Annotated in this window: 17 protein-coding genes; 4 read left to right on the plus strand and 13 right to left on the minus strand. The window is 45.4% G+C overall.

The features are described from left to right. Positions 1–555: 555 nt before the first annotated feature. The 7 genes from QT994_RS21025 to QT994_RS21055 all read right to left on the minus strand — a co-directional run bounded on the left by QT994_RS21025 (position 556) and on the right by QT994_RS21055 (position 9,038). Positions 556–984, minus strand: a complete 429-nt coding sequence (locus QT994_RS21025; protein ID WP_333177799.1) for a transposase — start codon at positions 982–984, stop codon at positions 556–558. Then, positions 950–1,267 carry a hypothetical protein gene (locus tag QT994_RS21030; protein ID WP_333177802.1) on the minus strand — a complete coding sequence of 106 codons (318 nt, stop codon included), beginning with the start codon at positions 1,265–1,267 and terminating at the stop codon, positions 950–952. Before QT994_RS21030 ends, QT994_RS21025 begins: the two co-directional genes overlap by 35 nt. A gap of 583 nt (positions 1,268–1,850) precedes the next feature. Continuing rightward, positions 1,851–2,630: a photosystem II S4 domain protein gene (locus tag QT994_RS21035; protein WP_333177805.1), complete on the minus strand. Its 780-nt coding sequence runs from the start codon at positions 2,628–2,630 to the stop codon at positions 1,851–1,853. Between the two features lie 238 nt (positions 2,631–2,868). After that, a complete protein-coding gene (locus QT994_RS21040; RefSeq protein ID WP_333177809.1) occupies positions 2,869–3,693 on the minus strand; it encodes an SWIM zinc finger family protein in 825 nt (274 codons plus the stop codon). A 15-nt stretch (positions 3,694–3,708) separates the two neighbouring features. After that, on the minus strand, positions 3,709–6,987 hold the full coding sequence (locus tag QT994_RS21045; protein WP_333177812.1) for a DEAD/DEAH box helicase: 3,279 nt from the start codon (positions 6,985–6,987) through the stop codon (positions 3,709–3,711). Positions 6,988–7,011: 24 nt separating this feature from the next. Then, entirely contained in the window at positions 7,012–8,289 is a 1,278-nt protein-coding gene (locus tag QT994_RS21050) for a transposase (protein ID WP_333177814.1), read from the minus strand. Between the two features lie 242 nt (positions 8,290–8,531). Next, positions 8,532–9,038 (minus strand): hypothetical protein, encoded by a 507-nt coding sequence (locus tag QT994_RS21055; protein WP_333048920.1) that lies wholly within the window; start codon positions 9,036–9,038, stop codon positions 8,532–8,534. Positions 9,039–9,328: 290 nt separating this feature from the next. Here QT994_RS21055 and serA point away from each other — a divergent pair, with 290 nt between their 5' ends. After that, positions 9,329–10,912 carry a phosphoglycerate dehydrogenase gene (gene serA, locus QT994_RS21060; RefSeq protein ID WP_333048921.1) on the plus strand — a complete coding sequence of 528 codons (1,584 nt, stop codon included), beginning with the start codon at positions 9,329–9,331 and terminating at the stop codon, positions 10,910–10,912. A 439-nt stretch (positions 10,913–11,351) separates the two neighbouring features. After that, positions 11,352–12,242 carry a 50S ribosomal protein L11 methyltransferase gene (gene prmA / locus QT994_RS21065; RefSeq protein WP_333177817.1) on the plus strand — a complete coding sequence of 297 codons (891 nt, stop codon included), beginning with the start codon at positions 11,352–11,354 and terminating at the stop codon, positions 12,240–12,242. Between the two features lie 40 nt (positions 12,243–12,282). On the opposite strand, the gene QT994_RS21070 is transcribed toward prmA, so the two are convergent. Both QT994_RS21070 and trxA read right to left on the minus strand, forming a co-directional pair. Continuing rightward, positions 12,283–12,876 (minus strand): hypothetical protein, encoded by a 594-nt coding sequence (locus QT994_RS21070; RefSeq protein WP_333177820.1) that lies wholly within the window; start codon positions 12,874–12,876, stop codon positions 12,283–12,285. A gap of 87 nt (positions 12,877–12,963) precedes the next feature. Continuing rightward, the gene (gene trxA / locus QT994_RS21075) at positions 12,964–13,281 is read right to left on the minus strand and encodes a thioredoxin (protein WP_333048924.1); all 318 of its coding nucleotides are present in this window, start codon (positions 13,279–13,281) and stop codon (positions 12,964–12,966) included. Between the two features lie 73 nt (positions 13,282–13,354). On the opposite strand from trxA, the gene fabG reads away from it, so the two are divergent. After that, the gene (gene fabG, locus QT994_RS21080) at positions 13,355–14,119 is read left to right on the plus strand and encodes a 3-oxoacyl-[acyl-carrier-protein] reductase (RefSeq protein ID WP_333152311.1); all 765 of its coding nucleotides are present in this window, start codon (positions 13,355–13,357) and stop codon (positions 14,117–14,119) included. 62 nt (positions 14,120–14,181) lie between these two features. On the opposite strand, the gene QT994_RS21085 is transcribed toward fabG, so the two are convergent. The 4 genes from QT994_RS21085 to QT994_RS21100 all read right to left on the minus strand — a co-directional run bounded on the left by QT994_RS21085 (position 14,182) and on the right by QT994_RS21100 (position 16,220). Further along, a complete protein-coding gene (locus QT994_RS21085; RefSeq protein WP_333177823.1) occupies positions 14,182–14,637 on the minus strand; it encodes an HD domain-containing protein in 456 nt (151 codons plus the stop codon). Positions 14,638–14,699: 62 nt separating this feature from the next. After that, complete coding sequence (locus QT994_RS21090) at positions 14,700–15,026, minus strand: NUDIX domain-containing protein (protein ID WP_333177825.1); 327 nt, start codon at positions 15,024–15,026, stop codon at positions 14,700–14,702. Between the two features lie 137 nt (positions 15,027–15,163). After that, the gene (locus tag QT994_RS21095) at positions 15,164–16,012 is read right to left on the minus strand and encodes an adenylate/guanylate cyclase domain-containing protein (RefSeq protein WP_333177827.1); all 849 of its coding nucleotides are present in this window, start codon (positions 16,010–16,012) and stop codon (positions 15,164–15,166) included. Continuing rightward, positions 15,990–16,220 carry a 2Fe-2S iron-sulfur cluster-binding protein gene (locus tag QT994_RS21100; protein ID WP_333177829.1) on the minus strand — a complete coding sequence of 77 codons (231 nt, stop codon included), beginning with the start codon at positions 16,218–16,220 and terminating at the stop codon, positions 15,990–15,992. The genes QT994_RS21095 and QT994_RS21100 overlap by 23 nt, the downstream gene beginning before the upstream one ends. A 552-nt stretch (positions 16,221–16,772) precedes the next feature. On the opposite strand from QT994_RS21100, the gene QT994_RS21105 reads away from it, so the two are divergent. Further along, on the plus strand, positions 16,773–17,912 hold the full coding sequence (locus QT994_RS21105) for a class I SAM-dependent methyltransferase (protein WP_333048929.1): 1,140 nt from the start codon (positions 16,773–16,775) through the stop codon (positions 17,910–17,912). Positions 17,913–18,099: the final 187 nt, after the last annotated feature.

Below are 18,099 nucleotides of genomic sequence, written 5' to 3' on the forward strand. Positions count from 1 at the left end.
TATGAATTACGCACTTGATTTAGCTAAATACTTAATCTTATCATGTTTTAGGTTGAAATTAAGATGCGTTTACCCTGGTATAAACAGTGGTTGTAATATTTTTATTGTCTCAAAATTAGCATTAAGTAAAAACCACCATTAATCAGTTCCTATTTTATCTAAAAAGTCATTACAAAGCCTGTCGGTAGCTTCTAAGAATGGTGAATTTATCTCACAATATACTCACCACTTATGAACAGTGTTCAATAAGATGCGTTCCCCCTGGGGGATTTTCCCCTATGTTTAGGGATTTTAGTAGGAGTACCAATGTCAACTAAAAGCGACAACATGGATTGGGCAACACGTCCAGGAGTTACATTGATATTAGCAGATTGCCCCGCGTAGTATATTTTCAACCACTAAATCCCTAGCCGTCCCAGAGTTGCCAACTCATCAACGGCATTAAATCGCTCCACCGTTCACATTGTTCGGGAGTTCTCAAGTTAGGCAATGTCCAATGTAATCGTTGCGAATGCAAATCGATACCAATGATCCACTCCAAAACGTTGTAAATACTTAAACCAAACTGTTTCGCTTGGGTAGAGTTCGTTCTCCAACCCAAGCCAACCATAAGGGTGGAAACGGCTGACCGTTTGACATGGGCTTCATTCTTTCCACCAGGATTAAATTGACTTTTTGTTTAGGGGCACGATAAAAATGTAAGTTAATCCATTGTCTGACTCGGACTTGTCCCAAATCTGGATGTTCATCAATTTCAATCGTAGTATCAGCTTCGAGCCATGTGGTTGCGTCGTTGAGTCTCATTTTTTGCCCATGTTTCCGTGGTCTACCGCGACCACTATAAGCTGGTGGTGCTGACCATAAGCAGGCATTTTTTCGGACTCTCATTAAACAATCAGCAAGGATGGAAGCTTGCGTTAGCGCCAGCACCCAACTTGCATTTCCATATTCAGCATCCAAAACTGCTAAAACGCTTGTTGACACTCTGTTCACAGACAAGTTTGAGTTGGGAAGCTGCTTGAAGTATGGGTGAAGACCCACTACTAATTCTTTCATGAAGTAGGGGTAATGCCCAACTTCCTTGTACTTCAGGTATCCACGCAATTGTACTGTATCCCTGTCCAACAATGGAGCCCCTCTGATATTCATGGGTTCTGTCTTTTAACGTTTTGGCATCTCGTCTCCCCCATGCAGTGTGGTCGATTGCCACTAATATGTGTTCTGTTGGGGGTGCTTCTTTCTGTAATTGCTTCAGATACAGCAACATCAGTTTTTTCCGATCAGGTCTACAGTCTTGTAACGCTTCATAGATGCTTGGCCATTGACGCTTGAATAATGGATTGAGTGAAAATTCCGCTAAACATGACGCATTCGGAGTGGTCATCATTGCATCCATCAGCTCTCTTGTTGCATATGAGGCCAGCACCAATAACTCGTATGCTGCTCCCAGGAAAGTCCTTTAATCGTTCACTGTTCATTTAAGGAGTGGATAGGTTTTATTTTTCACCCTCATTCTCTCCTGGCGCGGTGGCTCTAGTTCTTCTTTTGCCACCGTTCTCATCTTTGGTTAGTCTAAACTACAGTAAATTATCATCAGTATTTATACTGAGCACATAACTGTTATGCTCCCGAAATAGATGCCTACTCTAGCTGGCAATCTCTTGTTTCATCTGTAGAAAAAATTCTTAAAGAATTTGGAGATAATTATGTAATTAATTTTGCTTAACTACTTATCCTCGCAAGGGCGATGGCGGGCGAGTTATCGCCCTTGCTACGATGTTTTGGGGTAGGGAAACGGCACTGCCGTGTCCTCAATTGCTGGTAAAAAACCCCGCTTTCTGGGCTATAAATTACAAATATCGAGTTAACTGCACTCGATAGCGTTCCTTCTTAGTAACAGCAACTTCCCCAATTTCCAATCTTCCCTTGCCCGTAACAGCAATTAAATCTCCCGACTTGACATTATAACTAGCTTGAGTAACGTCTTTCCAGTTAACTCGCACGTCGCCACTATCAATCAAATCGGCCATTTTGCTGCGAGACATTGCGAACCCAGCCGAGGCGACAGCATCCAATCTCATGGATGCTTCAACGGTTGTCATTTCTTTCTTTTTGGGTTCTCTAATTTTGAGTTCGCTCAACTCAATGCGCCGCGTTTGCACAGGAACCGATCGCACTTGCTGCAAACTCATCTCCAAATACTCTACCATCTCCGGCATGACAATGGCTTGCGCGCCGCGTTCTCCCAAAACAATCACATCGCCAGTTTTCTCGCGGACAATTCCCGTACCCAACATCGCCCCCAAAAAGTCGCGGTGAGAAGCTGTATCGAACAAGAAATTGCCAGCGATTTCTACCGCAGCAACGTTAACGCTAGCAGAGTCGATCGGGATTTCCGATCGCGCGATCGCAATTCTTTGTCTTTCAGCTTGCGGGTAGCCGCCCCAAGCCACTAATTCCACGTCTGTTAAGCGCTTAAATACCGTCAGAGTGTCCGCCAATTCTGGTGGCGACAGAAAATCAGTCTGAGTAACTTCCCAAGTTTTAATTGCTTGTTCTGCTTGGTCGATCGCCCGCGCCACACATTCGCGGTTTTCGATGCCTTTTAACAGTTCTTCTCTTTGTAACATCAGTTAATGCTAGATTCTAATTTGAAATTGCCAAAGCTTGCTGTAACTCAAAAGTCTACTTTTTTAACAGTCGCACTACTTTAATTATAGTCTAAGATCATCAAATAACGATCTTATGATTTTAGTTGCTGGTAAAGCTGATATGATGAGCACGATTATTGTACCAAATCTATGAAGTCTTCGAGTTAAAGTTTTTGCAAGATCTCGATCGAGTATGGCAGCAAAATTGTCCACCCAACTACTTATTCTTCTTCACCCGCAAATACAGCTCTTCCATCGCCTCAATAAACGAACCATCCTTGTGCCAAAACTGTGGAAAATCTCCCTGTTTCTTCACCACGATCGCACTTACCCCACTTGGCGCTGCCACCTCAATCGTCTGCGGTAATCGCTTCGCACCATGCCAAAACTCTTTCAGGCTAACCGTTTGCGCCTCACTGGTGATCGCCTGCGTGTAATAGGAATCCACCGCCACAGGGGCCGCTGCATCAGCCGTCAACTCCGCCGCCAGCGCCAAGCCCAAAGGCGTTTTTGCTAATTCGCGGTGCAGCACTTCCTTAGAAAGCCCCCGTAATTCAAACAGTAAAAATGGATCTTTGTCCAATTCGGCCGCCACCAAATAATAAACTCCGGCAATATGTTTGCAGGGATTGCTATAGTCTGGGCAAGAGCAAGTGGTTTTAAAGTCCTCACGGCTGTTGGGTAAAAGGTGCAATCCGAGGGGTGAGAAAGCATTTTCAATGTTGTCAGGCATTTCGTTTATTAGCAGCCGAGAAATGAAGCTGGCTTTTGATGCCATTTGGGCGATCGCCACTTTCCACTTTTCCTGACTAATCGCCTGAAACTCAATTTTAGTTTTGTAGAGTGGCTCCTTATAAACCCCAAAATAAGGATTTACCGACCCCCTTACTTCTGCCATCACTAAGCCATCATTAATCTTAAAGCTTTTTACCTTGTCATTCCGTGCATAGGAACGTCCCCGTCCGAGTCGCCCAGAATCTGTAAATCTTTCTAACGCATCGATAAATTTATTGCCCCACCAAGTCCGAGTAAATTGTGACATTTTTTTTGATTTCTCCTAATCTAGAACCGCATTTTTATTGAGCCTAATTAATTTCTTAAATGCCTCATTATCCAACTCAGTCAACCACGACTCATCCGCACCAATAATTGACCCTGCCAATTTCTTTTTGTCCTCAATCATTTGGTCAATCTTTTCTTCCAAAGTGCCAATCGCCACAAACTTATGCACAAACACATTTTTTTCCTGTCCGATCCGAAACGCCCGATCCGTTGCCTGATCTTCCACCGCCGGATTCCACCAGCGATCGAAATGGAACACGTGATTGGCTTTTGTCAGCGTAATTCCCACGCCGCCCGCCTTCAGTGACAGAATAAATACCGAAGGTTCAGATTCTGGATCTTGAAACTCTGAAATCATCCGTTCCCGTTTTTCGCGACTGGTTCCCCCGTGGATGTAGTAAGTGTTGTAATGTAGCGTTTGTTTAATATATTTTTCCAACGCGCTTCCCAGTTCTGTAAACTGCGTAAATACCAATAAACTTTCGCCTTCTGCTTTGACTTCCTCAATCATCTCGATCAGCCGTTCCAGTTTGTGCGATCGCTCTGGTGTAAACTCACTTTCATCTTGCAAAAACTGCCGCGGATGGTTACAAATTTGCTTCAGCTTCAGCAGTGTCGCCAAAATCATCCCCTTGCGCTTCATCCCTTCCGCCGCGTCAATTTCTTGTTCTACCTCTTTGACGATCGCTTCATAAAGCGAAGCTTGCTCGCGGGTGAGATTGCAGTAGAGCTTTTGCTCAACTTTGTCGGGGAGATCCTGAATAATCGACTTATCGGTTTTCAGGCGCCGGAGAATAAAGGGTTCCACTAATTTTTTGAGCGCTGCCGATTGCGTGCGACTCCCATTTTTTTGAATGGGGATCTCAAACAACTTCCGAAACTGCGCCTCTTTACCCAGATAGCCCGGATTGAGGAAATTAAAAATTGACCATAAATCCAGCAATCGATTTTCCACGGGTGTTCCAGTCAGCGCCAACCGATGGGTAGCAGGCAACTTTAAGATCGCCTTTGTTTGCGCCGCTTTCGGATTTTTAATATTCTGCGCTTCATCAATTACTAAGCGATGCCACGCTACGCTGCTCAACAGTTTCTCGTCTTTGCGCGCCAAGGTAAAGGAAGTGATCAACATATCACAATCTTGGACGGCGGCTTTAAATGCTTTGGCATCTTGCAAACGTTGAGGGCCGTGGTGTATGAGCGATCGCAATTCTGGAGCAAATTTTTCCATTTCCTTTTGCCAGTTACCAACTACGGATGTTGGCGCAATTAGCAGCGTGGGTAGAACCGAAGGTGCGACCGCTTTTTCGGTCTCTTTTGTAGTAGATAAAACTTCCCGCTCTTGCAATAATCGAGCAATTACCTGCGCCGATTTACCCAAACCCATATCATCGGCAAGACAGCCATTTAATCCCAAACTTTCCAAATAACTCAACCAAGAAACGCCGCGCTTTTGGTAATCCCGTAACTTTCCCTGAAACTTTGCTGGATCTGCAATTAACTCTAACCGACTCTTATCGTTCAGCTTCTCTAACATATCCGATAAAGCCCGATCGCGCTCCACTTCCAACTGTTCGCTCGCTTCTCCTTCCGCCGTCAGCTTCATAAAGTCAATCAGGCTTAAATCGGGGTTTTCTTGGCGATGTTTTTTCCAAAACTCCAACATCTCCTGCATCTTGTCTTTGTCCAGTTCCATCCATTGTCCTCGGAACTGCACCAGCGGTGTTTTGCTATTTACTAACGCCTGCCATTCTTGTTCGCTAACCCGTTCACCCCCGATCGCCAATTCATATTGATATTCCACCAAGGAATCCGCCGAAAACAATCCTTTGCCCTTGATTGCAGCGCTCTTGCTGCCCTTCCCTTTGACTTGCAGGCGAATCTTCGCCCGCTGCCGTCCCTTCGGCGTCCACCAAGCGGGGACAATCACTTTATATCCGGCATCTTCTAATACCCAAGCGGACTCGCTGAGGAAGGTGAAGGCATCATCTAAGCTGAGGGAAATGTTAACGGGTTTGTCGGTTTCTAGCCCTTGCCAAAGTTGGGGATAAATGCGGGCAGCGTAGCCGAGATTTGTCAGCAAATGTTGCTCAAAGTTGTCTCCGAATTGTGTTTGCAACTGTTTTTGTTGAGTCGATCGCGATCGCCAATAATCCTGCAACGGCATCCGCAGAGATGGGTCTTTTTTCGCAGCCACCTGAAACTCTAAAAGCCAAGGCTGTTCGGGGTTTTCGGGGGATTGTAGTTGAAAGCAGAGGGAGAATGAGTCAGCAGATTGATTGCGCGTAATGCGATCGCGCCAGGTTTGCCATTGCCGATATTGTTCAAGGCTTACTCGCGCGATTTTTCGTGTTTGGTTGAGGCAGAGTTGGAGTAAAGAATCCGCAATCTTATTTTCAAACGATGCTGGGATGGGGGTTTGAGTGACAATTTCCGCGATCGCACACTCCGAAAAATGCCGCAGCAACCGTTCGCGATCGTAGAACTTTGGTGTATCTTGTAGCTGGATCTTCCGAAAACCGGACACACAAACTAAAGGCATCCATTCAACATAGCGTTGTAAATCAGTTTCGTACTGTGTTGAAACAATTTCCCATCCCGGATAAATCTCAAAGCTGGGTGCAATTTTGGCAGGTGTTTTTGGAGTTTTTGCAGTTGTTTTAGTTTTTGTCTCGCCCGCTTTCTTACGCCCGCGCGTGGCTTTCTCAGCGGGTTCGGATGTTTCGATGGGTGCGATCGCGATCGGAGCAGTTTCTCGATAGCGCAACGCCGGAATATAATGATCTTTCAGAACAATTTGCTTAAAATTTTGGGTGTAGTGATACCAAAATAGCAAGTCTGAACCAAACTGAACTTCTGCTACATCGTAGAGGGCAAAAAAATGCAGATCGTTCAATACTTTAGTCAAAGTGTGGGTGGCGATGGAAACACAATCAACTTGCCAATACTCCAACTCAAATGTTTCGGGTAACTCTGTCTCTAAATATCGCGCTAGTTCTAAAGAGGGCAACGGCTGGTTGTCGGCAGTGGGCAGTAAAAAATACCGAGGGACGATCGCGTATTCTCGCCCCATCGCACTTGTATTGCTGACTGGTGCCAGTTGCATCCCGGCTTCTTTCGTTAGAAACTCTCTTAACTGTGCCGTCCCCAATTGTCGGGGATGAACCTTAGCAGGCTGTTTTTTCTTTTCAGTAGTTTCAACCCAAATATAAAACGTTCCAGGTTGAATAAAATTCTCTTCTGTTTGAGGAATCCAAGTCCCGTGGAGGATTTTCATAGGTCATAGCTAATAAAAGTATAGTCATTTATGACATGACATGACATGAGAGGCCTCAAGTCCCTCCCCTTTCGCTTGTACTTTGAGCGGATTGACCCGCCTTGGCTGAACTACGCAGCTCTCTATCCCATTGCTAAACGCATTTGGGATTGCTTTTCTCAGAATATTGTAAGACCCGTTAACATCGGAGTTAATTAATTGACCTGCTGAAGTCTTGTACAAACCTCTTTTGATCCGCTTGCCAGTAAATACATCATCCTTATCAGTTTTTCCATAAACAGGAATTGGATCTAAACCGAGAAAATTTGATTGAGAAGTATAAGATTCTTCTTGCACAACGACCTTAATCCCCACCAAGCGAGTTTTATATTCCAACATCTCAATTAGTCGATCATGGGGAATACTGAAAAAGTTTTGATTAGTTTGCTTTCCCAAATTAATCTCAGTTTTCCATTGTGCATTCTTGCCAATTACTAACGTCCCAATTTGTTGGGCGACCAAAAGGTCAACAATTAAACGACTGGTATGATGCAAGTAATTGTCAGTTTTTTGGTTGCGACAGCGAGTTAATCGTTGAATGCGGGGTGAACTCTTGCGACTTCCTTTCAATTGAGATTGTAACCGTGCTTTACGTTTGTTGTAGAACTGATTGATTGATTTTAATGGTCGCCCGTTAATCAGGAGAGGGGTAAAGCCCGGCTGATTTGAAGTTAACGCCGCTAAGTTATTCAGTCCTAAATCAATACTAGCTACGAATTTATCGTCGCTGGCGGTGGACTCCGGTTCATCGTATATTACCTCAATTACATAAGAATCGCATTTGGGAACCACTCTAACTTGACAGATTTGATCGGGATTTACTTGGGTTTTGATTGAGAGATGAGTACCCGAAAGCTTAACGATCCCTTTTTTTAATTGTTTGCTACTAATTGCTTGGATCGTGTAGACGAGAATGTTTCGCCCTTTGACCTTATCTTTGTACTTCGGCAGCTTTGGGCGACCAGTAAATTTAGAGGAATCAGTTTTGTAAGCTTTAACCGCTTCAAAAAACGATTTCCAATTCTTGTCCAATATCATCAAGATTTGTTGGCTGACTTTTGCGGGCATTGCCTTGTATGCTTGATGAGACTTCATCAAACTGTTCATCTCGTTGTAATTGATGTAACTCCATCCATAAACAAAACTCTGACGAATGACGTAGTTAGCAGCATTGTAGAGATTTTTGGATTTAAAAGCTAAGTCATCAATCTCAGGGAAACGGTACTCCGTAGATTTAATGATGTGCCGCTCTGCTAGTTGCATTCAGAACTTCCTCGCAACATTTCTCTAAGTTCTCTGACTAAAGGATACTATTATTGTTTATTGATGCTTACAAACTTAATGAAGTTTCACAATGCACAACTGAAAAAACTGCTCGTCTGTTAATTCGAGCGTTAATTCTAGGGGAGAATGTAGAGGGATAGTTGGTGATTCCATAACTCCCTTCAAATACTACACGAGTCAACAGTCAACAGTCAACCGTCAACTGTTAACAAACAAATAACTTAAGTCTCTGTATAACCTTGGATATTTTCCGGTTTAAACTGCTGCAAAATCTTCGCAGCTTTCCCAGTCAAATCATCAGTACCCTTAACCGCAATCAAAAATTTACCCGCATTCAAACGGTTGCGGTAGGGCAAAGCATCGCCGCTGCCAAAAGCCATGCCCCCGGCTCCGCCAACAACAAAGCTGCCCATCCCGCCGGCGATCGCACCTAGCACTCCGCCGATCGCGTGATCGCCAATTTCGCCCGCCCACGCAAAAGTCTTCAACTGAGTCATCAGACTGAAAGTAACGCCAGCAATAAAGCCAAACGGCACCAGCCAAACAGCCATGAGTTTAGCTTGTTTATCCGCTTGCTGGTTGGGGTCGATCAAGCCAAATTCATCAGCAGTTTTGTAGCCACGGCCCAAAATGCTGACTTGCTTCATGGGCAAGCCTTCTTTTTCCAGAGCATTGTAGGCAGCTTCGGCTTGAATTCGATCGGGCAGTACGGCGATAAGATAATTCATTAGAAAACAATTCCTGATAGTTAGGCTTGAATAGCCAAAGTCTATTATAGACCGAAAAGACATACTAGCTAAGCACTTGGGGGTTTTTCAGACATTCAGAGAGTCCGATCGCCCCCCAAGCTAAAATATTTCATGCAAAAAACGGCCGACCTTGACCGAATACAGATACAATTCAAACTGCACAAAGGCAAGCTTGAGCTGAGCTGTTAGATACTGCTCTAAGTCATAAGTCTCAACTTTGAGCTCGCCAACGCTCGGTCTATTTTTACTATTGCACTCAATTGCTTGCTATGCCTAAAGTTCTAGTATCCGATCCGATCGACCAAGCCGGAATTGACATCCTGTCCCAAGTCGCGCAAGTTGACGTAAACACAGGACTCTCAGCCGAAGAACTGGTACGAATTATTCCAGATTACGACGCTTTAATGATCCGTTCTGGCACCCAAGTTACCAAAGAAATCATTGAAGCCGGGAATTCACTCAAAATCATCGGCAGAGCCGGCGTCGGCGTGGATAATGTCGATGTACCCGCAGCTACCCGCAAAGGAATTGTAGTCGTCAATTCCCCCGAAGGCAACACGATCGCCGCAGCCGAACACGCGCTCGCCATGATGCTCTCAATGTCCCGCCACATCCCGGAAGCCAACGCATCCGTCAAAGGTGGTAAATGGGAACGCAACCGCTTTATCGGCGTAGAAGTTTACAAAAAAACTCTCGGCATCGTCGGTTTGGGCAAAATCGGCTCCCACCTCGCGGCCGCAGCCAAAGCAATGGGCATGAAACTGCTGGCCTACGATCCCTTCATTTCCACCGAAAGAGCCGACCAGTTGGGTTGCCGCTTGGTAGAACTCGAACTGCTGATGCGCGAATCCGACTACATCACCCTGCACATCCCCAAAACGCCGGAAACCCTGCACTTAATTAACGCTGAAGTGCTGTCGAAAATGAAGCCTACGGCCCGCATCATAAACTGCGCCAGAGGCGGCATCATCGACGAAGCAGCCCTCGCAGAAGCCATCAAAGAAGGCAAGATCGCCGGCGCAGCTTTGGACGTTTACGAACACGAACCCCTCGAAGCCGATTCCCCGCTGCGGAGTGTCGGGCAGAACATCGTGCTAACGCCCCACTTGGGAGCATCCACAGCGGAAGCTCAGGTGAATGTGGCGATCGACGTTGCTGAACAAATTCGTGATGTACTGTTGGGGCTGCCCGCGCGATCGGCTGTTAACATACCAGGAATTTACCCAGATTCGATCGAAAAACTCAAACCCTACCTGCAACTCGCCGAAACTCTCGGCAACCTCGTCAGCCAGCTAGCCGGAGGCCGAGTCGATTACCTCAATGTGCAACTTCAAGGGGAATTGGCTAGTAACCAAAGCCAACCCGTAGTCGTTGCCGCCCTCAAAGGCCTGCTCTCCCAAGCCCTGCGAGAGCGTGTTAACTACGTCAACGCCAGCATTGAAGCCAAAGAACGCGGGATTCGCGTCGTCGAAACCAGAGACGCCTCAATTCGCGACTACACCGGCTCCCTGCACCTCTCGGCCAAGGGAACCCTCGGTGAACACACAGTCACGGGTGCAGTGCTCGGTGAAAGCGAAATTCGGATTACCAGCGTTGACGATTTCCCGGTCAACGTGTCCCCCACTCACCATATGCTGTTTACCCTGCACCGCGATATGCCGGGGATTATTGGCAAAATTGGTTCCCAATTGGGGAGTTTTAATGTCAATATTGCCAGTATGCAAGTAGGCCGTAAAATCGTGCGAGGCGATGCGGTGATGGTTTTGAGCCTTGATGACCCTCTACCAGAGGGGATACTGGCCGAGATCCTAAAAGTTCCGGGAATTCGGGATGCTTACACAGTAAATCTTTGACGGATTTTGGAGTTTAGATTTTGGATGCAAGGGCTGATAATTGGTAATGAGTAAGTGGTCATTGGTCATTGGCCAGAAAGCGGGAATTTTTCTATTAGCCAATCCTCATCCCTCACTCCTGAGTTCCCAGTCTCCAGTTCCCCTGGGCAAATCTAAAATCTAAAATCTAAAATCGTTGACCCTCTACCAGAGGGGATACTGGCGGAGATCCTAAAAGTTCCGGGAATTCGGGATGCTTACACGGTAAATCTTTGACGGATTTTGGAGTTTAGATTTTGGATGCAAGGGCTGATAATTGGTAATGGGTAATTGATCGTTGGTAATTGGCCAGAAAGCGGGAATTTTTCTATTAGCCAATCCTCCTTCCTCACTCCCCAGTTCCCAGTCTCCAGTTCCCCTGGGCAAATCTAAAATCTAAAATCTAAAATCTAAAATTGTTATGGCACATAGTTGGTGGGAAATTAGAATTCTTTGCGATCCGGCGCTGGAAGATATCATCTTTTGGCGTCTGGAACGGTTTAACTGTAGGGGAAGTGCTACTGAGATCAAAAGCAATTCCTGTCTGATGTCGGCTTATTTGCCCGAAGAACAGGCAGGATTGCTGGATTTGGCCGCTCTGTCTCTGTGGCTGCGTCAAGATGCTCTGTGTGCAGGTTTGCCCCTACCTGCGATGCAGTGGGATTTGATTGAAGATGAGGACTGGGGCAGCACTTGGAAGGAACACTGGCAGCCTCAAGAAGTGGGCGATCGCTTTTTAATTAATCCGGCCTGGCTGCCCCTACCAACTGATACCGATCGCGTCATTTTGCGTTTAGATCCGGGTGTCGCTTTCGGTACCGGTGCTCACGCTACTACTCAACTTTGTCTGGAGTCGCTGGAAATGCGGCTCGGTTTTGATGACAAAGAGTGCATCGTTGCGGATATCGGCTGCGGATCGGGTATTTTGTCGATCGGCGCAGTGTTGTTGGGCGCTACAAAAGTTTATGCTTTGGATACTGATCCTCTGGCAGTGCGATCGACCATTAGCAACAGACTACTCAACCGCGTTAATTCTCAGCAGTTAGTTGCAGAGCTCGGAAGTATCGATCGCTTGAAAGAAATGGTCGATGAGCCGATCGACGGTTTGATATGCAACATCCTAGCAGAAGTAATCATTGATTTGATCCCGCAATTCACTGCAATTAGCAAACCCACTACTTGGGGCGTGCTCAGCGGCATTTTGCTCGAACAAGCTAAGCCAATTGCTGACACTCTCGAACAGCACGGCTGGATTGTCGCTACTCTGTGGAAGCGCCAAGATTGGTGCTGTTTTAATATTCGTCGTAGTTAACAAGATGGTAATTGCTAATTGGTAATTTTGAGTTCATGTTTCATCTTTGAGAAGTGAATTTAAATAAATCTCGCACCTGAAAATAAACCGCGCCAGCCCAGTAAAAACCATTCACCAAAATTAACAACGTTTTTCCAGCATAAGAATTAACAAAACCAAAAACGCGGTAAGTTGACAGCAGCACTAACAACATTTCAACCAAAGAAACAATTGACCCGTAGTGCTTCCTATCCCAATAAGAAATCGGACTGATAAAACGGTAATTGCTGAACGGAAAAAAGTGTCGGTGAGCGTCGTCATTGTGGACAGGCAAATCTCCCAGAGAGTGCAGTATCATGCTCATAAACAGAATTTGCACACTTTGCAAGCCAAAGTAATAAGCAATTAGCAAACCAATAACCGCAAGGGGAATTGAATGAAACAGAGCCACAATATTTTGCACAAAAGGCTCATAGTATGCTTCTGACCAAATTGTACCTGCGGGCAAGCGAGCAATGTATTTCGCCCAAAAGTAAAATAAAAATATCGGAATATCCGGCAAAATTCCGCCGATCACAATAATTAGATTAGCTTGCGGCAGTTGCGGTTTGCCGAGAATTGCGAGATTGATAATAGCGTGGCTGGGAGTCTTCATAAGTAGGGTGCGTCAACTAGGATTATCTTATTTATAATTAATCAGATATTAGCTGACGCACCCTAGGTGTGAGATAATTGGCTCGTGCTACAAGTGAGGTTGCACTCGATCGATCAACTGCGCGGCTTGCAGCACTCCCTCAATGCGATCGACCTCAGCGCCATTTTTGAACAGCACCAAAGTCGGCAAAGCATAAATGTGATGCTGCGACGCCAACTGTTCGTACTTATCCGTGTCAATTTTGACAACCATCAGCTTGTCCTTCATCTGACCGCTGACTTGCTCCAAAATCGGTGCCATCATCTGACAAGGCCCGCACCAAGTAGCGTAAAAATCTACCAACACCGGCAAGTCAGAGCCCGATAGTAACTCTTCAAAACTGCTGAACTGTTTTTGAACTGCCATAAGACAAAATAATTTTTTGGGTTCTGGCTCGATTTTAGTGCAAAATTCTCTGGTAGATTGCGAGGATACAATTATGGAATTATTACCAGAGACTTTTCAGAGATTGCGGGGTCAAGTTGCTGTCGTGACCGGTGCGTCGCGGGGAATCGGCCGCGCCGTTGCTTTAACCCTAGCAGCAGAGGGCGCTAAAGTCGCCGTAAACTATGCGAGTTCGAGTGCTGCGGCTGATGAGGTGGTAGCAGAAATAGTCGCTGCTGGAGGAGAAGCTGTCGCACTTGCAGCAGATGTCTCGAAAACTGAGCAAGTAGATTTACTCACCAGTAATGTCATGGAAAAATGGGGACGGATTGACATTTTGGTGAACAATGCCGGCATTACTCGCGATACTTTGCTGCTGCGGATGAAGCTGGAAGATTGGCAAGCGGTAATTGATTTGAATCTAACGGGCGTATTTTTGTGTGCGAAAGCTGCGAGTAAAATCATGCTGAAGCAGCGAAGCGGTCGAATTATTAATATTGCTTCGGTTGCTGGGCAAATGGGCAATCCCGGACAAGCTAATTACAGTGCGGCGAAAGCAGGGGTAATTGGGTTTACTAAAACTGTGGCGAAAGAGTTGGCGACTCGCGGGATTACTGTGAATGCGGTTGCACCGGGTTTTATTACTACAGATATGACTAAGGATGTCAAGTCTGATGAGATTTTGAAGTATATTCCCCTGGGGAGATATGGGGAAGTTGAGGAAGTGGCAGGAATGGTGAAGTTTTTGGCGGCGGATGCGGCGGCGGCTTATATAACGGGGCAGGTTTTTAATGTGGATGGGGGGATGGTGATGGCTTAGGATTTTGGGATTTTTTTAACCGCAGATGCACGCGGATGAACGCGGATATTTGCGGTTAATAATTACTTTAAGGCGGCACACAACTGACTGAGGACTTTTTTGTATTTTGCAATCCGTTGAAAATCTGCCTCTGTCGGATTGGCGATGCGACGAAGATCGAGGTTATGAGTAACATCAGCGATCTTGACTCGCAGTGCGATCGGGTTGGCAATCACACGTTCTAAATAAGCTGCATAAGCTTCTCCTTCTATTTTGGTAATCGCCGCGATCGCCCCGACTAGAACTTCAGGAAAACCTTCGCTTCTAAGTTGCTCAAGTGTAAGTTCAGAATCTTCGACCGCATCGTGTAGAACCGCTACGATTTTTTGCTCTAGAGAATTTACTTTTTCCATCACAAATAGGGGATGATCGAGATAGGGATTGCCTGCTTTGTCAACCTGCCCCTCATGAGCTTTGGCTGCGATCGCGATCGCTCGTTGTAGTAATGATTCGTAATCTGAATTCGTATTTGACAACATTGTAAAGAAGTTCTGTATTGAAGTTTCCGTCCCCTCGCGGGAAAAACGTAGTGTGGGAGTTTTTATTTTAAATATTCTTGCAACAATTTCCAAGCCATTTGAGTACCCTCCCCTGCGTTGACTTTCTCGAAATCTACATCTTTTCTCAAAACTACCAAACCCACACCTTCTTGGATTTCTATTTTATCACAATTGCTAACTCTAGCCAAAAAAAGGTGGTTTTTTTGTAAAATCTTTCTATCCTTTTGGGTCTTTTGGTGAGTAAAAGTTGTGATAAAATCCATTTTGTAATCATTGGTCGTGAGGCAAGTTTCTTCCTCCATTTCTCGCAGGGCTGCCTGCTGTGGACTTTCTCCAATGTCCACGCCACCACCAAAAGTAGAAAGCATTCCTTGACTGGCAATACCGGGAATATTATCTCGCAGTTGTGCCCCTATTTTACCGTTGGGAGTATGAGAAAAATGCGAACTATTGACTGAGGAATATTCATCTTATCTAGGAAATAACTCAACTCAAAAAAGTGGCTCTATAGTTTTCTAATTTGACTCCAAAATTTCCTAATCCAATTGTACGCTGCAGCATACAAAGCCCGCAATTTATTGACAAAAATTTGCCAAATAGAACCTTCCCTTACCTCAGAAACTTCTTCGATTCCCACGGGCAGCGGCGGCATCCCGACTACTTCATACAGCGGATATTCGCCACTTTTCCCCGGAATTTGCACTGATACGCACTGATTGACGATCGCTAATTCCTTAACTTCCTGATAAGTCTCCTCGGAAATCAGTAAACTTGTTCCTACTTGCTTGTTAGCAGCCTCGATCCGGCTGGCAAAATTCACCGCATCTCCGATCGCCGTAACTGTCTGACTCTTCGACGCCCCCAAATTCCCCACAACGACCAAACCGCAGTGGATGCCAATCCCAATCCGCAACCGGTGACGGTATAAAGTCTCAAAATAGGGATTGAGTTTCTCTAGTTCCTCCAGCATATCCACCCCAGCCCTCACCGCTTGTTCCGCCGCCTTGTCGGGATTTTCCAACCCAAACAGCGCCATAAAACCATCTCCCATGTAATTATTAATCATCCCGCCATTGCGGTTAATAACATAACCCATTTTTTGGAAATAGCGATTTAAAACATAAATTACATCGTAGGGCAACAGCGATTCTGCAAACGCTGTAAACCCTCGAATATCGGCAAACAAAATAGCAATTTTCTTCTCTTGACCCACAGGAGAAGAAATCAACTTTCCGGCCATTTCGTCAGTAAATGATTCCAAGTCTTCAGAATCGATCGCCAGTCGGCGCAAAATCACCTTGCCACCTGCAACCTGCGTCTGACAAGCCAGCCTAATTTCCGGTTCTAAACGCAATTTTTTCGCGAGTTCCTCTTCCGGCAAAGTGCGCGGAGAGCAAAATTCTAAACCTTCGACATATCAATACCCGGCAAGTCGAACATCGGGCGCTACCGCCGCAGATGTGGGTGTGGGGAATGTCGGCACGCAGGGAAGCTTCCAGAATTATATCGTCGTCGTCTATCTCGATCGTGCGATCGTCCGGCAGATAGTGAATCTGTGGCATATGTGGCGCGTCTAGCTAATTAGCGAGGAATCTCGCGGACATCTGTTATTGCAGCGAACCTGTATGCAAACCCGGTTTCTGGGCATTTTTTCTGTATCCCTGATTCCTTAACTATAAGTCGCGATCGGCATTTGCTTGTCGTTTCGTCCGCTCAACCGCCAAACTGACACAACCTTAAAAAAAGAAAGCAACTCTAGGCAAGAGTCCAACTCTTAGCTCATCATTTATTTTCAATTCTAAAATCTAAAATGGTATAAATGAACACTCCAATTTTCATCTCACCCTGAAAATATCCCCATTCAAGCTGTGGAGTTAATCTAAAATCTCAAATCTAAAATCTCAAATGGACTGACATAATTCTTAATAAAATTAAGATGGCCCAAACCCCTATAAATCCGTTATCAAATCCCCTTCAACCGCCATAGATTTTTCGGATTTTGGGGAGTTTTGGTATGTAACGCTTACTTGGCAAGAGTTTCAGCTTTTTTGCTCTCTAACAACCAGCCAATTTTTGTGAGATACAATAGCAGCATCTTTAAAACGAGTATAACCATGACTTCATCAACAGCCCTAGAAAGCATCGAAAACCACATTCCATTCGTAGGAAATATCCATACCAAAAGTCCGATCGCCTACGGAGCAACCCGCCTCGGAGTCAGTGCAGTTAACACGGTGCAAATGGCAGTAGCAGAGTCTTACATCAACGGATTAGAAGTCCCAGATTCAGTATTGCGATCGCTTTTTGATACCTGGATGCCCGTCTTTTTTAAGCATTTCCCGTCCCTGCTTGCACCCTACGAATGGGTACTAACAGAAACAGACCATACAGCCGAAGGGCCGCGGGATTTAATGAAAATTCAGTACGACTTGCCTCAAGCCATGCTGAATCCGATGCTAGGCGAGGGGAAACTCATTTATCCTAAATACAGCATGGGATTGTGGGAAAAAGGAGCCGCAAACCTTGAACAATCGCAAATTCAGATGATTGATGATGTGATTGAAAAGCTAGAGATTCAAGATGGCGACAATATTTTAGACTTTGGTTGCGGTTGGGGTTGTGTTCCCAATTACATTCTTTCCAAATTCCCCAATGTCACCTTTACCGGGATTAACTTGAGCCACCACCAATGCGAGTATATGCGTCAGAAGATGCAAGACCCCGAAAGCTACCTTAGTTCCGGTCGATTTACCCTATATGAAGGCGATTTGAACGACGCCCAATTGGAGACAAAATTTGACAAAATTCTCTCCATTGGAGTTTTTTGTCATGTGGGTAATTTAACGAAAGCTTTCCAAAAGCTGGCCTCTTTCCTGAAGGATAACGGCAAAGTTTTCATTCACATCATCACAGTTCGCACTCCCAACAATATATCCAGCGTTTTCACCCACAAATACATTTTCCCCCACGGCCGTTACTGGAAATACGATGCAGTTCCCAGCTACAATAAAGACCTCAAGACCATTAAAAGATGGTATATCAACGGCTCTAATTACTCCAAAACATTTGCTAACTGGCTGAAAAACTTTGACGATTCTCAGGCAATAGTCAAAGATTTAAACTACGGCATCGACATCGACTATGCCAAATTTCGCCGCATCTGGCGGTTTTACTTAATTTGGTTGGGGACTAATTTCGCCAGTTGCGACGGCGAATATAACGGCAACGGTCAATATTTACTGACTCATACCTAATCGCTAATCAGTAGACCCAGCTCAAAAAACCTAACACCACGAGCCCCGACTTCTTTGAGCAGTCGGGGTTCTTGAGTGCGAGCTACTTATCGGGAGAATCAAACCGCTCTATGTGGATTTAGAGAGATCGAGAAGTGTTGCCTTCTTTTGAGGAATTTTTCTGAGTTTAAAAAAATCCGGAATAAGA

Origin of the sequence: Microcoleus sp. S13_B4 (assembly GCF_036700885.1) — a bacterium.
Lineage (GTDB): Bacteria > Cyanobacteriota > Cyanobacteriia > Cyanobacteriales > Microcoleaceae > Microcoleus.

Excerpts from the sequence above, each read along its gene's own strand:
- QT994_RS21030 (WP_333177802.1), bottom strand. The coding sequence starts at position 1,267 with ATGTTGCTGTATCTGAAGCAATTACAGAAAGAAGCACCCCCAACAGAA.
- QT994_RS21035 (WP_333177805.1), bottom strand. The coding sequence starts at position 2,630 with ATGTTACAAAGAGAAGAACTGTTAAAAGGCATCGAAAACCGCGAATGT.
- QT994_RS21040 (WP_333177809.1), bottom strand. The coding sequence starts at position 3,693 with ATGTCACAATTTACTCGGACTTGGTGGGGCAATAAATTTATCGATGCG.
- QT994_RS21045 (WP_333177812.1), bottom strand. The coding sequence starts at position 6,987 with ATGAAAATCCTCCACGGGACTTGGATTCCTCAAACAGAAGAGAATTTT.
- QT994_RS21050 (WP_333177814.1), bottom strand. The coding sequence starts at position 8,289 with ATGCAACTAGCAGAGCGGCACATCATTAAATCTACGGAGTACCGTTTC.
- QT994_RS21055 (WP_333048920.1), bottom strand. The coding sequence starts at position 9,038 with ATGAATTATCTTATCGCCGTACTGCCCGATCGAATTCAAGCCGAAGCT.
- serA (WP_333048921.1), top strand. The coding sequence starts at position 9,329 with ATGCCTAAAGTTCTAGTATCCGATCCGATCGACCAAGCCGGAATTGAC.
- prmA (WP_333177817.1), top strand. The coding sequence starts at position 11,352 with ATGGCACATAGTTGGTGGGAAATTAGAATTCTTTGCGATCCGGCGCTG.
- QT994_RS21070 (WP_333177820.1), bottom strand. The coding sequence starts at position 12,876 with ATGAAGACTCCCAGCCACGCTATTATCAATCTCGCAATTCTCGGCAAA.
- trxA (WP_333048924.1), bottom strand. The coding sequence starts at position 13,281 with ATGGCAGTTCAAAAACAGTTCAGCAGTTTTGAAGAGTTACTATCGGGC.
- fabG (WP_333152311.1), top strand. The coding sequence starts at position 13,355 with ATGGAATTATTACCAGAGACTTTTCAGAGATTGCGGGGTCAAGTTGCT.
- QT994_RS21085 (WP_333177823.1), bottom strand. The coding sequence starts at position 14,637 with ATGTTGTCAAATACGAATTCAGATTACGAATCATTACTACAACGAGCG.
- QT994_RS21090 (WP_333177825.1), bottom strand. The coding sequence starts at position 15,026 with ATGCTTTCTACTTTTGGTGGTGGCGTGGACATTGGAGAAAGTCCACAG.
- QT994_RS21100 (WP_333177829.1), bottom strand. The coding sequence starts at position 16,220 with ATGCCACAGATTCACTATCTGCCGGACGATCGCACGATCGAGATAGAC.
- QT994_RS21105 (WP_333048929.1), top strand. The coding sequence starts at position 16,773 with ATGACTTCATCAACAGCCCTAGAAAGCATCGAAAACCACATTCCATTC.